The 14,654-nt window shown below is 74.4% G+C and carries 12 protein-coding genes; 7 read left to right on the top strand and 5 right to left on the bottom strand.

The window, feature by feature from the left end; genetic code table 11:
- Nucleotides 1–3 precede the first annotated feature (3 nt).
- Together O1G21_RS08960 and O1G21_RS08955 are read right to left on the bottom strand one after the other, a co-directional pair.
- Nucleotides 4–744, bottom strand: a complete 741-nt coding sequence (locus O1G21_RS08960; RefSeq protein ID WP_270142308.1) for a hypothetical protein — start codon at nucleotides 742–744, stop codon at nucleotides 4–6.
- Nucleotides 741–1,658, bottom strand: a complete 918-nt coding sequence (locus tag O1G21_RS08955; RefSeq protein WP_270142307.1) for an ATP-binding cassette domain-containing protein — start codon at nucleotides 1,656–1,658, stop codon at nucleotides 741–743. The genes O1G21_RS08960 and O1G21_RS08955 overlap by 4 nt, the downstream gene beginning before the upstream one ends.
- 216 nt (nucleotides 1,659–1,874) lie before the next feature.
- Between O1G21_RS08955 and O1G21_RS08950 the strand changes: the two genes are divergently transcribed.
- Both O1G21_RS08950 and O1G21_RS08945 read left to right on the top strand, forming a co-directional pair.
- Nucleotides 1,875–3,086 carry a sensor histidine kinase gene (locus O1G21_RS08950; protein ID WP_270142305.1) on the top strand — a complete coding sequence of 404 codons (1,212 nt, stop codon included), beginning with the start codon at nucleotides 1,875–1,877 and terminating at the stop codon, nucleotides 3,084–3,086.
- A gap of 98 nt (nucleotides 3,087–3,184) precedes the next feature.
- Complete coding sequence (locus O1G21_RS08945) at nucleotides 3,185–3,796, top strand: response regulator (RefSeq protein WP_405000794.1); 612 nt, start codon at nucleotides 3,185–3,187, stop codon at nucleotides 3,794–3,796.
- Nucleotides 3,797–3,869: 73 nt separating this feature from the next.
- Here O1G21_RS08945 and O1G21_RS08940 read toward each other — a convergent pair whose 3' ends face one another.
- The 3 genes from O1G21_RS08940 to modA are packed head-to-tail and all read right to left on the bottom strand — an operon-like array spanning nucleotide 3,870 to nucleotide 6,900.
- Nucleotides 3,870–5,021 (bottom strand): ABC transporter ATP-binding protein, encoded by a 1,152-nt coding sequence (locus tag O1G21_RS08940; protein WP_405000606.1) that lies wholly within the window; start codon nucleotides 5,019–5,021, stop codon nucleotides 3,870–3,872.
- Between the two features lie 17 nt (nucleotides 5,022–5,038).
- Complete coding sequence (locus O1G21_RS08935; RefSeq protein ID WP_270142303.1) at nucleotides 5,039–6,022, bottom strand: ABC transporter permease; 984 nt, start codon at nucleotides 6,020–6,022, stop codon at nucleotides 5,039–5,041.
- Nucleotides 6,019–6,900, bottom strand: a complete 882-nt coding sequence (gene modA / locus O1G21_RS08930; RefSeq protein ID WP_270142301.1) for a molybdate ABC transporter substrate-binding protein — start codon at nucleotides 6,898–6,900, stop codon at nucleotides 6,019–6,021. The genes O1G21_RS08935 and modA overlap by 4 nt, the downstream gene beginning before the upstream one ends.
- A 400-nt stretch (nucleotides 6,901–7,300) precedes the next feature.
- Here modA and O1G21_RS08925 point away from each other — a divergent pair, with 400 nt between their 5' ends.
- From O1G21_RS08925 to O1G21_RS08905, 5 genes are all read left to right on the top strand, one after another.
- Nucleotides 7,301–8,368: an RNA ligase (ATP) gene (locus O1G21_RS08925; protein WP_270142299.1), complete on the top strand. Its 1,068-nt coding sequence runs from the start codon at nucleotides 7,301–7,303 to the stop codon at nucleotides 8,366–8,368.
- A 130-nt stretch (nucleotides 8,369–8,498) separates the two neighbouring features.
- On the top strand, nucleotides 8,499–9,863 hold the full coding sequence (locus O1G21_RS08920) for a cytochrome P450 (protein WP_270142297.1): 1,365 nt from the start codon (nucleotides 8,499–8,501) through the stop codon (nucleotides 9,861–9,863).
- A 378-nt stretch (nucleotides 9,864–10,241) separates the two neighbouring features.
- Entirely contained in the window at nucleotides 10,242–11,120 is an 879-nt protein-coding gene (locus tag O1G21_RS08915) for an MHYT domain-containing protein (RefSeq protein ID WP_270142295.1), read from the top strand.
- A gap of 109 nt (nucleotides 11,121–11,229) precedes the next feature.
- On the top strand, nucleotides 11,230–14,169 hold the full coding sequence (locus tag O1G21_RS08910) for a sensor histidine kinase (RefSeq protein ID WP_270142293.1): 2,940 nt from the start codon (nucleotides 11,230–11,232) through the stop codon (nucleotides 14,167–14,169).
- Nucleotides 14,166–14,576: a roadblock/LC7 domain-containing protein gene (locus O1G21_RS08905; RefSeq protein WP_270142291.1), complete on the top strand. Its 411-nt coding sequence runs from the start codon at nucleotides 14,166–14,168 to the stop codon at nucleotides 14,574–14,576. The genes O1G21_RS08910 and O1G21_RS08905 overlap by 4 nt, the downstream gene beginning before the upstream one ends.
- The last annotated feature ends 78 nt before the right edge of the window (nucleotides 14,577–14,654 follow it).

Genomic DNA, 14,654 nt, shown 5'->3' with positions numbered 1-14,654 from the left:
GGGTCACTTGGCGCGCCGCCGCATCGCCCGCAGTCCGCCGTACGCCGCCAGTGCCGTCCAGAACGCCATGATCGCCAGCCCGGTCCAGTGCCCGTACGCGAGCTGCGGGTCGTCGACGTAGCGCAGCGCGTACTGGCCGGCCCGGTCGGGGAGGAACTGGAACACCTCGCGCAGCCCGGGCACGCCCGCGAGCAGCGGCGAGAGCAGGAAGACGGTCGGGGTCAGCAGGCCCATGGCGGCGGTGAGGTTGCCGAGCAGCGCGGTCACGCCGAGGCAGAACACCACCAGGAACGCCGGGTAGAGCACGCCGGCCGTGGCCGCGCGGGCGAAGGCCGGGCCGCGCCAGTCGGCGGGGACGGTGGCCGCGTACCCGGTGTACGCGCCCGCCGTACCGGCCGCGCCCGCGCCGAGCCCGATCAGCGCACCCAACGCCAGCTTGGCGCCGTAAAGTCGGCCGGGCCGGGGGACCGCGGCGAGCGAGACGTCGATCATCCGGGTGTTGAACTCCTGGCCGATCAGCAGGACTCCGAAGGCGACCAGGGCGGCCTGGCCGAAGTTGAGTCCGTAGAAGACGCCGACGCCCGGATCGTCGGTGATGCTGTGGTCGGCGCGGCCGAGCGCCGCGCCGACGGCCGTGGTGGCACCGGCGGTGAGCAGCACGGCGAGCAGCGGCGGGACCCAGAGCGAGCGGAGGGTGCTGAGCTTGATCCGCTCGGCGTGGAAGGCCCGGGACAGGACGCTCACGCGGCGGCCTCCGCGCGGTACTCGACGCTGTCCGCGGTCATCCGCATGAACGCCTCCTCCAGCGAGTCCTGTCGGACCGCGATCTCGTACAGCACCACGCCGTGCTCGGCGGCCAGGGCGGCGATGCGCTCGGGTTCGGCGCCGGTCACCTCCCAGGCGCCGCCGTCGACTTCGACCGCGTCGAGACCGTGACCGGGCCCGCCGAGCAGCGCGGCCAACTTGGTGGCGTCCACCGCCCGGACCCGGATCCTGGTGCGGCCGTGGCGGTCGATGAACGCCGAGGTGGCGGCGTCCGCGAGCAGCCGGCCGCGGCCGATCACCACCAAGTGGTCGGCGGTGAGGGCCATTTCGGTCATCAGGTGGGAGGAGACCAGCACCGCCCGTCCCTCCGCGGCCAGTTCGCGCAGCAGGGTGCGGATCCAGCGGATGCCCTCCGGGTCCAGGCCGTTGACCGGTTCGTCCAGCAGCAGCACCGGCGGGTCGCCGAGCAGTGCGGCTGCCACTCCGAGGCGCTGGCGCATCCCGAGCGAGAAACCCCGGATCCGCCGCCCGGCGGCCTCCGCCATCCCGACCTGGGCGAGCACCTCGCCGACCCGTCGCTCCGGCAGGCCATTGCTCGCGGCGAGCCAGCGCAGATGGCCCTGTGCCGTCCGTCCGCCGTGCAGCGCCTGGGCGTCCAGCAGTGCGCCCACCTGCCGGAGCGGCTCGGCGAGTTCGGCGTACGGGCGGCCGCCGACCAGGGCGCGCCCGGCGGTGGGGCGGTCCAGGCCGAGGACCAGCCGCATGGTGGTGCTCTTCCCGGCGCCGTTCGGGCCCAGGAAGCCGGTCACCACGCCGGGCCGGACCTCGAACGACAGGTCGTCGACGACCCGCCGGCCGTCGTACTCCTTGGTCAGGCCCTGGATCTCGATCACGGCCGCCCCTTCTCCTCGTAGCTGGTCACCGTCCGTGCTCCGGGCGGTGGTTCCATTCGACCGGAGCGGGCCGGGTGGGCGGATCCCGCCGCAGCGGGGATTCGCCTCCCTCCCGGGAGGGAGCCGGCGGCAACCCGGCGGGGGAACCGGGGGCGCGCGCTGAGCTGGCAGGATGGGGCCGTGCCAAGAATGCCCGCGTTCCGGATCCGGAGCGGAGTGACCAGGATCCTCGCCCCGCTGGTCGCCGGTGCCAGTTACGCCCGGCTGCTGCACCTGCTGGTCGGGTGGATCTTCGCGGGCGTCATCCTGATGATCTACCCGGGGACGTACCAGAAGAGCCTCGGCGCGATCCTGGTGACGGCAGTCTCGCTGGACGTCGTCGTGCTCGCGCTGGTCGCGCTCGTCCCGGCGGCGCGCCGGGCCGAGGGTGTGCAGGCGCGGCTGCTGCTGGTGCCCGACCGCGAGGAGGACGTCGGCGTCGAGTCCTCCCGCACCTGGGCCGACCGGCGGCGCACGGCGGGCTGGTTGATCGGGCGGGTGGTGCTCGGTTCCGCGGTCGGCTTCTCGACGGTGTTCGGCCTCGCCCCGATCTTCGACCTGCTGACCGGTCCGCGTGCCTTCTGGTACCTCCCGCTCGCCCCTGTGCTGGCGGTCGGCTTCGGCTGGCTGGTGGTCTGGGCGGGCCGCCTCCAACTCGCCATGGCCGTACGGCTGCTGGGGCCGTCCCCGGCGGAACGGCTGGCGGAGGCCGAGCTGCGGGCCGAACGGCTCCTGGAGCGCAACCGGTTGGCCCGCGAGCTGCACGACTCCATCGGCCACGCGCTGACGGTGACTGTCCTTCAGGCGGGCGCGGCGCGCGAGGTCGGTGACCCGGCCTTCGCCGCCAAGGCGCTCGAGGTCATCGAGGAGACCGGGCGGCAGGCGATGGAGGACCTCGAACGCACTCTGGTCCTGCTGCGCGAGACCCCGGCGGGCGGCGCCGCGCGCAACGCGGTGGCCACCGAGCAGCCCGGCATCGACCAGCTGCCCGCGCTGTTCGACACCGCCCGCGCGGCCGGCAGCCCGGTCGAGGCGAGCATCGAGGTGCCGGCCGGGGTGCTGCCCGGGGTGCTCTCGCGCGAGTCCTACCGGATCGTCCAGGAAGGCGTCACCAACGCGCTCAAGTACGCGCCCGGTCAGCCGGTCGAGGTCCAGGTCGCCGTCCGGGACGGGCAGTTGGAGCTGCGCTGCGCCAACCGCCTGGTGGCGGCACCGGGTCGGGGCGGCGGCTCGCGCAAGGGCGGCAAGGGGCTGCGCGGCATCCGCGAGCGCGCCGTGCTGCTCGGCGGAGCGGCCTCGGCCGGGCCGGCCGACCGCCTCGGGCCGCCCGCCGAGGGGACCGGGGAGTGGGTGCTCGACGTCCGGCTGCCCCTACGCTTGGGCTCGTGACGAATGATCTTGCGGGCGACGGTCGGACAGCAGGCGCAGGCGGCACCGGAGTGACCGACATCCTGCTCGCCGACGACGAGGAACTGGTACGGGCCGGGATGCGGGCCGTGCTGGAGGCCCAGGGCGACCTGCGGGTGGTCGGCGAGGCGGCCGACGGCGCGGAGGCGGTGGTGCTGGCCCGCGCGCTGCGCCCGCACGTGGTGCTGATGGACGTCCGGATGCCCGTACTGGACGGTCTGGCCGCCACCCGCGAACTGCTGCGCCCCGGCGCGCCGGGGGAGCGGACGCCGCGGATCCTGGTCGTCACCACCTTCGAGAACGACGACTACGTCTACCAGGCGCTGCGCGCGGGCGCCGATGGCTTCCTGCTCAAGCGCTCCCGCCCGGCGGAGATCGCCCACGCCGTACGGCTGGCGGCGGCCGGAGAGTCGCTGCTGTTTCCGGCCGCGATCCGCCGCCTGGCCGCCGGGCAGGGCAACCCCGCCGCCCGTGCGGCCATGGACCGGGCGGCACTGACCGGGCGGGAGGCCGAGGTGCTGCGGCTGATGGCGCGCGGGCTGAGCAACGGGGAGATCGCCGAGCGGCTGGTCCTCGGGGTGCAGACGGTGAAGACACACGTCAGCAGCGTGCTGGCGAAGCTCGGCGCCCGGGACCGGACCCAGGCGGTGATCGCCGCGTACGAGTCGGGCTTCGTCGAGCCCTCGGAGTAGCGGCGGGTGGCCGGTTCGGGCGGTTCGGGCGGGTGGCCGGTTCGGGCGGGGGCGCTACGGGTAGGTCGGCGGGTCAGGCCGGGTAGGCGTGGGTCTGGGTGGCCTTGACCGAGGCCCAGACCGCCGTGCCCGGTGCCAGCCCCAGTTCGGCGACGGCGGCCTGGGTGAGGTCGGCGGCCATCGGCAGGGGGCCGGAGAGTTCGGCGCGCACCTGGTCGCCGTGCAGGTCCAGGCCGGTGACCTCGGCCTGCCACAGGTTGCGGGCGCTGGACTGCGGTCGCTCCCGGTACAGGGTGACGGCGGAGGGCGGGAAGGCCACGAACGCCGGTCCGGACAGCTCCTCGGCGGTGGTCAGGACGGTCCCGTCCGGGAGGGTGACCCGGGTGCCCTCGGCCCGGCCCCGGTACAGGTTGAGGCCGACCAGGCGGGCGATGTAGTCGGTGCGCGGCCGGCGGGCGACCTCCGCCGGGCTCCCGGACTGCACCTCGTGGCCGTCCTCGATCACCACCAGCCGGTCGGCCAGCACCATCGCGTCCAGCGGGTCGTGCGTCACCAGTACCGCCACGGCCTCGAAGTCGGCCAGGTGGCGCCGCAGTTGGGCCCGTACGTCGAGCCGGGTGCGGACGTCCAGGGCGGCCAGCGGCTCGTCCAGCAGGAGCAGCCGGGGGCGGACGGCCAGGGCCCGGGCGAGCGCCACCCGCTGGGCCTGGCCGCCGGAGAGCCGGCCGGGGCGCACCGCGGCGTGCTCGGCCAGGCCCATCCGCTCCAGCCACGCCGCCGCCTCGGCCCTGGCCTCGCGCTTGGGGCAGCCCTGGCAGCGCGGGCCGAAGGCGACGTTGTCGAGCGCGCTGAGGTGCGGGAAGAGCAGGTAGTCCTGGAACACCACGCCGACCGGCCGCTGTTCGGCGGGGGTGTGCAGGCGCTGGGCCGGGTCCTCCAGGACGCGGCCGTCCAGGCGCAGGTGGCCGTCGGTGAGCGGGAGCAGGCCGGCCAGGGCTCGCAGGGCGGTGGACTTGCCGGCGCCGTTCGGGCCGAGCAGCGCGACCACCTCGCCGGGGGCGGCGGTGAGCGCGAGGTCGAGGGCGAAGGCGGCGCGGTCGACCCGCAGGCGGGCGTCGAGGGCGGGGCCGGTGGTGGCCTCGGTGGTGACTGCGATGAGCGGGGCACCGGTGGGGCCCGAGGGGTTCACGGGGTTCCCGGGGCGCGGGGGGTGCGGGGGGTTCATCGGCTCGGCATCCTGGGTCACGGGGTCGACATCCAGCGGTCGCGCAGGCCGACGAGGACGGCGACGGAGACCACCAGCAGGACCAGCGACAGCGCGATCGCGGCCTCCGGGTCGGACTCCATGGCCAGGTAGACGGCCAGTGGCATGGTCTGGGTGCGGCCCGGGAAGTTGCCCGCGAAGGTGATCGTCGCGCCGAACTCGCCGAGCGCCCGGGCCCAGGCCAGTACGGCCCCGGCTGCGATCCCCGGGGCGATCATCGGCAGGGTGACCCGGCGGAACGCGGTCAGCCGGGAGGCACCCAGGGTCGCCGCCGCCTCCTCGTAGCGGGGGTCGGCCGCCCGCAGGGCTCCCTCGACGCTGATCACCAGGAAGGGCATCGCCACGAAGGCCTCGGCGATCACCACCCCGGTGGTGGTGAAGGGCAGGGTGATGCCGAAGGCCGAGTCCAGCCAGGAGCCGACGATCCCGCGCCGCCCCAGCACCAGCAGCAGCGCCACACCGCCCACCACCGGCGGCAGCACCAGCGGCAGGGTGACCAGCGCCCGGATCAGCCGCCGGCCTGGCAGCTCGGTGCGGGCGAGCAGCCAGGCCAGCGGGACGCCGAGGACCAGCGAGACCGCCGTGGCGGCCGTCGCGCAGATCAGCGACAGCTGCAGGGCGTCCCAGACGGCGGTGCTGGTGAGCTGCTCGGACAGACCGCTCCACGGCGCCCGGATCAGGAGCCCGACCAGCGGGAGGATCAGGAACGCCAGGCCGAGCAGCGCCGGGAGCAGCAGCGTGACCGGGACGCGCTGCGAGCCCGGGCGGCGGCGGGTGCTCCGGCGGTATGCGTTTCGGGGGTCCGTGTTCCAGGGGCCCGTGTTCCGGGGGTGTCCGCTTCGGCGGCGCGTGCTCCGGAGCCACGGCAGGGCCTTCGCGGGTCCGGCCGGTGCCTCGGCGATGCCGTCCCGGCCGGGCTCGGCGGCACCGTCCTGGCCGTCGCCGGTGGTGCGGTCCTTCACGGCGCCTGGAAGCCCGCCGCGGTCAGCACCTGCTTGGCCTCGGGGGACTGGACGTAGGCGACGAAGGCGGTCGCGCCGTCCTTGTTCGGCGCCTTGGCGAGGGCGGCGATCGGGTAGTCGTTCACGGCCTTGTCGGCCTCGGGGAAGTCCACACCGTCGATCTTCGCAGCATCGGCCTGCACATCGGTCTTGTACACCAGCGAGGCGTCGACCTCGCCGAGCTCGACCTTGGTGAGCGCGCCCTTGACGTCCTGCTCCAGGGTGACCGGGGTGAGGTTGAGGCCGGCGGCCTTCAGTGCGGTGAGGGCGGCGGCGCCGCAAGGCACCTCCTTCGCGCACAGCGCGACCTTCACGCCCGAGCCGGTGAGGTCCTTCAGGCCCGCGATGTGCTTGGGGTTGCCCTTGGGCACGGCGATGGCGAGGGTGTTCTTGACGAACGTCCTCGGCTCGCCGCTCGCACCGCCCGCGTCGGTCACGGTCTTCATGGTGACGGGGCTGGCGGCGGCGAAAACGTCCGCCGGGGCTCCGGAGTTGATGCTGGCGGCGAGGGCGGAGCTGCCGCCGAAGTTGAAGGTGACCTTGGCGCCCGGGTTGGCGGCCTCGAACTTCTTGCCGAGCTCGGTGAAGGTCTCCTTGAGCGAGGCGGCGGCGAACACGGTGATGGCGCCCTTGGCCTTGGGGGCGTTGCCGGTGCCGCCGTCGGTGCTCGCGGTGCCGGTGGTGCTCGCGTTGCCGGTGGCGGAAGCCGCCGAGGAGGTGGAGGTGGAGCCGGAGGACTTGCCGCCGTCGCTGCCGCAAGCGGTGGCCCCGAGGCTGAGGGCGAGGGCCGCGGCGGTGGCGACGGCGAGTCTGCGGGTGGCGGTGGTGCGGGTGCTCATCGGTGCTTCCCCTCCAGGGTTCGCGCCGGAAGGGGCGCGGAGGCGTGACCGCAGGTGCGGCCATTACGGCGATCATAGTGCCGCAGATGCGAGTGATAAATCCTCTGTCGCTTTGCACAGGCGGGGTCGGGCGGGCGGCTCGGGGCCGCTGTGCGAAGGCTCAAACGTGCACGGACGGTTCGGTGCGGACGCGGGGCCGGTTCGGTGCGGCACCGCCCGCGGCAGCGGGGCGGCGCCGCGGGCGGTGGCGGGGCCGGGGAGGGCGCCCGGCCTGGTGGAAAACCCGTCGCATCCGGGCCGGAGGAGAGGTCAGAGTGGTCGCAGCCCGCAGGTGCGGCCGAGCGTCGGCCGCCCGGGCCCAACGGTCGATCCATGCGGATCCACGGGGAGGAGTCCGTCCATGTCCACGCTGCGAGTCACCGCCGAGAGACTGGTCATCCTGGAGCACCCGAACGCCGATGCCCTGGAGCTGGCGCAGGTCGGCCTCTACCGGGCGGTGGTCGCGAAGGGCGTGTACCGGACCGGCGACCACGCCGTCTACATCCCCGAACAGGCCGTCCTCCCCGATGAGTTGATCGACGAGCTCGGCCTGACCGGCAAGCTGGCCGGCGGCGCGGCGAACCGGGTGAAGGCGGTACGGCTGCGCGGAGAGCTCTCGCAGGGCATCGTCTGCCGGCCCGCCGCGCTGTCCGACACCGACCTGGTCGGGGCCGCCGAGCGGGGCGAGGACTTCGCCGAGCTGCTCGGGATCGTCAAGTGGCGGCCACCGGTGCCGACTTCGATGAGCGGTGAGGTGATCAGCGCACCGGACCTGTTGCCCTGGGTGGACATCGAGAACCTCAAGCGCCACCCCGACGTCTTCGAGCCCGGCGAGCCCGTGGTGCTGACCGAGAAGCTGCACGGCAGCTGCTGCCTGGTCACCTACACCGCCGCCACCGGCGAGGTGCAGGTCTCCTCCAAGGGGATCGGTGCGCAGGGCCTGGCGCTGATCGAGGACGAGCGCAACCTGTACTGGCGGGCCGTGCGCGCGTACGACATCCCTGCGGTGGCGGCCCGGCTGGCCGAACGACTGGGCGCCGAGCGGATCGGCATCTTCGGCGAGGTGTTCGGCGAAGGCGTGCAGGACCTGACCTACGGCGTCTGCGCCCGCACCGACCGACCCGGGTACGCCGCGTTCGACGTGTCGGCGGTGGTGGACGGACAGCTGAACTGGCTGCCGGCCGCCGAACTGCTCGACGGCGAACTGCCGTTGGTGTCCGAACTGTGGCGCGGACCGTTCGACGCCGACACCGTGCTGGCGTACGCGCAGGGCAAGGAGACCCACTCCGGGCGCGAACTCCACCTGCGCGAGGGCGTGGTGGTCCGGCCGGTGGTCGAGCGCTGGAGCCCGCTGCTCGGCGGGCGGGCGATCGCCAAGGTGGTCAGCGACGCGTACCTGACCCGCAAGGGCGGCACCGAGTACGAGTGAGTGCCTTCCGGCGGCTTCCGCCGAGCCTGTGCCGGGGTCTCCGCGGGCGGCTTCCTCGGCTGAATACTCGTCAGTAAGGTTGGGGGTGACCAAGCGCAGCCAGCGCCGAGAAAGTCCAGAAGGAGTGCCGATGGCCACCGCAGCCGCCGTCCCCGGACCGGCCGGGAACCCCCTGGTCGGGTCGCTGTTCGATCTCACCCGCCGTCCGCTGCGCACCTACCTGGCGGCCCGGCGCGACCACGGGGACGTCGTGCGCTTCCAGGCCGGGCCGCCCGGGCTGCGCGCCGAGTTCTACGCGGTGTTCTCGCCCGAGGGCGTGCACCAGGTGCTGGGCGGCGAGGCGGCGAACTTCCGCAAGGAGAACAGCTTCTACGACGAGCTGCGGACCAGTGTCGGCAACGGGCTGCTGACCAGCCAGGACGAGGTCTACCAGCGCCAGCGCCGGCTCATCCAGCCGCTGTTCACCCGGCGCCGGGTGGACGGCTACGCGGACGCGCTCGCGCAGGAGGCGCAGGCGCTCACCGAGCGCTGGCGGGCGGTGCCGGGCGGGGTGGTGGACGCGGCGGAGGAGATGTCGCGGTTCGCGCTGCGCGCGGTCGCGCGGATCCTCTTCGGCGCCGACGTGGAGGAGGCGGTGGAGGTGGTGAACCGCAGCTTCCCGGCGCTCGGCGAGTACATCCTGGAGCGCGGCTTCGCGCCGGTTCGCCTTCCGCGCACCTGGCCGACGCCGAGCAACCGGCGGGGCCTCGAGGCGCAGCGGGCGCTGTACGAGGTGTGCGACCGGATCATCGCCGAGCGGGCCGCGCGCGGGGGCGGCGACGAGGACGCGAACGACCTGCTGACCCTGCTCGGGCGGGCGCGCGGCGAGGACGGCGAGCGGCTGGATCCGGCCGAACTCCGGGACCAGGTCCTGGTGTTCCTGCTCGCCGGGCACGAGACCACGGCCACCTCGCTGGCCTTCGCGCTGCACCTGCTGGCCAAGCACCCGGAGCAGCGCAAGCTCGCCCAGGAGGAGGCGCGGACCGTCCTGGCCGGGCGGGCGCCGACGGCGGCGGACCTGGAACGGCTGCCGTACCTCACTCGGGTGCTCAAGGAGGCGATGCGGCTCTTCCCGGCGGCGTCGCTGGTCGGGCGGCGGGCGGTCGAGGAGACGGTCATCGACGGGTACGTCATCCCGGCGGGGGCGCAGGTCGTGGTCGCGCCGTTGGTCACCCAGCGGCACCCGGACCACTGGGTGGAGCCGGAGCGCTTCGACCCGGACCGGTTCCTGCCGGAGGAGGAGAAGGCGCGCCACCGGTACGCCTGGTTCCCGTTCGGCGGCGGGCCGCGGGCGTGCATCGGGCAGCACTTCTCGATGCTGGAGTCGGTGCTGACGCTCGGGGTGTTGCTGCGGGACTTCGAGATCGAGGTGGTGGACCGGCGGGTGGCGCTCGTGCAGGGGATCACGCTCCGGGCGGCGAGTGCGATGCGGGTGCGGGTGACGGCGGTCGGGTGACGGGCTGCGACGTTCAACTTTCAGCGGACAGATGACAGATTTCGAAATCTGTCATCTGTCCGCTGTCATCTGTTCGCCGTTCGCCGTTTTCGCCTGTCGCCTGCGCGTGTCGTCCGCTGGTCGTCGCTTTCTGTTCGCGGTCGGACCATCAGCTCACTGGGCACACGACGGGGTCATTCGAACACATCGCCCCTGCCGCGTGTGCAGCTTTTCAGATCTTCGCCTGACTGATTCCGGTCGCTCGATAGCGTCCCACGCACCTCAGGTCGAAAGCGCACATGTGGCTGGCATATGCCCAGCGCGTGCAGTCCGCCCGGCCGAGGGTGCCCGGGCGCGCCGCTTACCGCCCCCGGGCCCGACCGGTCGACCGGAGGTCCCATGGGCACCCTCAACCACTTCAGCTTCGGCTGGCTGACCCCCGTCCTCTCGTACGCGATGGCCTGTGCCGGTGCCGCCCTCGGGCTGCGCTGCACCCTGCGCGGCCTGGCCGCGACCGGTGCCACCCGACGGAACTGGCTGCTCACCGCCGCCGCCGCGATCGGCTCCGGCATCTGGACCATGCACTTCGTAGCCATGTTCGGCTTCGCCGTCGACGGCACCGAACTGCGCTACAACGTGCCGCTGACCGTGCTCAGCCTGCTGGTCGCCGTGCTGGTCACCGGTCTCGGACTGACCGTGGTCTGCTACGGCCGGCATCGCGGCCTCGCCCTGCTGGGTGGCGGCGTCACCACCGGTGTCGGTGTCGCCGCGATGCACTACCTGGGCATGGCCGCCGTCCGCATGCACGGCGCACTGCGCTACGACGCCGGGACGGTCGCGCTGTCGGTACTGGTCGCGGTCGGCGCCGCCACCGCCGCGCTCTGGGCCGCCGTCACCATCCGCAACGTGTACGCGGCCGCCGCCGCCTCGCTGGGCATGGGGCTCGCCGTCAGCTGCATGCACTACATCGGCATGGCCGCCGTCCACGTCCAGCTGGACCCCGCCCGTACCGACCTCGGCGGGGTCAGCCCGATGGAGTTCGTCTTCCCGCTCGCCGTCGGCCTCGGCTCGTTCCTCTTCCTCGCCTCCGCCTTCGTCGCACTCTCCCCGACCGCCCAGGAACGGGCCGGCGAGCTGTCGGCGGAGGAGCTGGACGCCGAGGAGTTCTCCGTCGCGGCCGCCCGCCCGGACGTCGACCCATCGGATCCCGCGCTCGCCGACCGGTACGACGCCGACCCGTACGACGTTGACCAGTACGGTCACGACCGCGCGGCCTGAGCCCCACTGCGCCCCGAGCCCCACTGCGCCTCGAGCCCCGCGGTGCCGACAGCCCCGCTGCGCCCGAGCCCCCGTCTCACCACGCCCCCGCCCGAGAGGCCCCACACCCATGCGAGAAGACCGCGGTGCCGCCCCCGGCGCCCGCCGGGGTGCCCACGCCGGGCCGCCCGCCCGTCCACCGCGCCCCGGCCCCTGGCTGCGCGGGCTGCGCCCCCGGACCGTCCGCGCCCGGATCATCGCCCTGCTGATGGTCCCGGTCGTCTCCGTCATCGCCCTCTGGGGCTTCGCGTCCGTCACCACCGCCCAGGGCGTCTGGGACCTGCTGCGCCTGCGCGATGCCCAGCGCACCCTCCTCACGCCCGTCGCCGACACGGTCGCCGGCCTGCAGGCCGAGCGTGCGGCGGCCGGTCAGCTGCTGGCCGGGCCGGGGCTCGTCCCGGGGACCGTGCCCGCGGCGGGTCGGGAGAGCGCCCTGCGCGAGGCCGCCGCCGTCACCGACCGGTCGCTCGCCCCGCTGTTCCCGGACCCCCGCCACCCCGGCGAGGGCTACAACCGTGCCGACGCCCAGGGTCTCGGGGCGGACGCCGCCGCCCGCCTGGACGCCCTCGGCGCCTCCCTCGCCGCCCTGCCCGAGCTGCGTGGCAAGGTGCTGGCCCGGAGCGTCGGCTGGCCCGAGGCGTACGCCGCGTACGGTGCGGCGGTGGACCGGGCGCTGGCCGTGTCCGGCGCTGTCGCACCGATGCAGGACGGTCGGGCCGGTACCGACACCCGGGTGCTGCTGGACCTGGCCCGCTCCCGTGAACTCCTGTCCCGCGAGGACGCGTTGCTGCGTTCCGCGGAGCTCTCCGGCGGGCTCGGCGACGACCAGCTGCGCGAGTTCTCCGGGGTGGCCTTCGCCCGGCGCGAGTTCGAGCAGGGAGCGGCCACCGATCTGGGCGCCGCCGACCAGGACGCGCTGGTCGCCCTGACCGGCGGGCCGGACCACCGCGAACTGGTCGGCTACGAGGAGAAGGTCCGTACCGCCGTCGACGGCCGGGCCGCCGTCGCCGCGGTGCCGGCGGACCGCTGGGCGATGGTGGCCGGGAACCTCGTCGACGGGCTGCGCGGCGTCGAGGACCGGGCCGGACGGATCGCCGCCGAGCGCCGGAACCCTTATGCGCTCGGCCTGTTCACCCCGGCCGGGATCGCCGTGCTGCTCGGTCTGCTCGGTCTGCTCGGCTCGCTGGTGATCTCGGTGCAGATCGGCCGCGGCCTGGTCACCGAGCTGACCGGCTTGCGCAACTCGGCACTTGACCTGGCTGGTCGCAAACTGCCCGCCACCATGCGGAAGTTGCTTGCCGGGGAGGAGGTGGACATCGAGACCGAGGCGCCCCGTCCGGTGGGCCGCGACGACGAGATCGGCCAGGTGCACCGGGCGCTCGGCATCGTGCAGCGGGCGGCCGTCACGGCGGCGGTGGAACGGGCCGAGGTGTTGTCCGGGGTGTCCGGGGTGTTCGTCAACCTCGCGCGCCGCAGCCAGGTCCTGGTGCACCGCCAACTCACCCTGCTGGACACGATGGAGCGGCGCACCGAGGATCCGTCCGAGCTCGCCGACCTGTTCCGGCTGGACCACCTCACCACCCGCATGCGCCGCCACGCCGAGGGCCTGATCATCCTCTCCGGCGCCGCCCCCGGCCGGGCCTGGCGCCGGCCGGTTCCGCTGGTGGACGTGGTGCGCGCGGCGGTCTCGGAGGTCGAGGAGTACGCCCGGGTCGAGGTGCACCCGCTGCCGCGCGCCGCCGTCGTCGGCCACGCCGTCGCCGACCTCACCCACCTGGTGGCCGAACTGGTCGAGAACGCCACCGGGTTCTCCCCGCCGCACACCAGGGTGCACGTCCGCGGTGAACAGGTGGGCAACGGCTACGCGTTGGAGATCGAGGACCGTGGCCTCGGCATGGGCCCGGCCGCACTGGCCGCCGCCAATCGACGGATCGCCGCCGCCGAGCAGACCGACCTGTTCGACAGTGACCGGCTCGGCCTGTTCGTGGTCAGCCGGCTCGCCCGGCGGCATGACGTCCGGGTCTCGCTGGTGACCTCCGCGTACGGCGGCACCACCGCCGTGGTCCTGCTGCCCACCGATCTGCTGGCGGACGGTCGGGAGGAGCGGGAGCAAAGCTTCGAGGTGGTACCGGAGTCGGACGTCGCGACCGTTCCGGACGGCCCGGTCGGGGCCGCGGCTCCGATCCCGGAGTCCGCCCTGGTGACCAACCCGGCGCCGGTATCGGCCTCGGTGTCGGTGCCGGTGTCGCTGCCAGGCTCGGCGGCGTGGCCGCAGCCCGCGCCGGGCTCCGTACCGGACGCCGCACCCGGCCCGGTACCCGGCGTTCCGTCGTGGCCACCGTCCGGAGCGGCGCCGGCGCAGTCCGGACCGGTCCCGGCGCGGGGCGGGCCGGAGCCGGCCGCCGCGGGCGGCGGGGTGACGGAGATGGAGCTTCCGGCGGCGGGTGGGCCGCCGCCGGAGGGCGGGGCGCTGCTGCCCTTCGGCGGCCGGGGTGGCGACCCCGGGCCGGTGCGCCACGCCCCCTTCCGGGCCTCCGGCGCCCGGACTGCCGGACCGGCTGCGGACGGGGGCCCGGGTGCCGCCTTCCGTCCGCAGCCCGGTCCGCCGCCGCCGTACCGCACGGCGACCGCGCCACCGCCGGGCAGGCGCCAGCCGACCGACGGCCACGAGGAGTTGCCGCGCAGGGTGCGCCAGGCGAGCCTGGTGCCGCAGCTGAGGGAGGCGCCGGCCGACGCGATCCCGCGCGGCCGCCGGACCGCTTCCGTCTCCACCGGGGTCGGGACCGCGGCCCGTAGCCCGGAGGCGGCGCGGGCGGCGATGTCCGCCTTCCAGCGCGGCTGGGCGCGCGGGCTGCGGCCCGACCGGCAGCCCGACCGGCGATTCGACGAGCTGGGCTCCGGCCGACCGTCCGAGCGCCCCGACGACCGATTCGACGACCGATTCGACCGCCGCCCCGACCGCCGCCCCGACCACCGACCCGACGCCCGACCCGAAGGAGACCGGCCGTGATCGGCACCACCCACCGCACGGGGGAACTGAACTGGCTCCTGGACGAGTTGGTCCAGCGTGCCCCCGAGGTCAGCTTCGCCGTGATGCTCTCCGCCGACGGCCTGGCCATGGGCACCTCGGCCGGTCTGGAACGCGAGGACGGCGAGCACCTGGCCGCCGTCGCCTCAGGTTTCCACAGCCTCGCCAAGGGCGCCGGTCGGCACTTCGGTGCGGGTGAAGTCCGGCAGACTCTGGTCGAGTTGGAGGGGGGCTACCTGCTGGTCGCGGCGGCCGGGGAGGGCACCTGCCTGGCCGTGTTCGCCACCGCCCGGGCCGATCTCGGGCTGATCGCCTACGAGATGGCCAGATTGGTCCGCCGGGTCGGCGAGCACCTGAGCGCCCCGCCCCGCGCGGTGCACGGAGGCTGAGGACGGTGCACCACCCGGACCGGCCGTACCGGCCGGAGCACGCCTTCCACCCGTACCACCAGCGACATCCGGAGCATC

The organism is Kitasatospora cathayae (genome assembly GCF_027627435.1).
In the GTDB taxonomy this organism is placed as follows: domain Bacteria; phylum Actinomycetota; class Actinomycetes; order Streptomycetales; family Streptomycetaceae; genus Kitasatospora; species Kitasatospora cathayae.
Note: the sequence above shows the minus strand (reverse complement) of the source record. Positions and strands in the feature narration are given on the sequence as shown.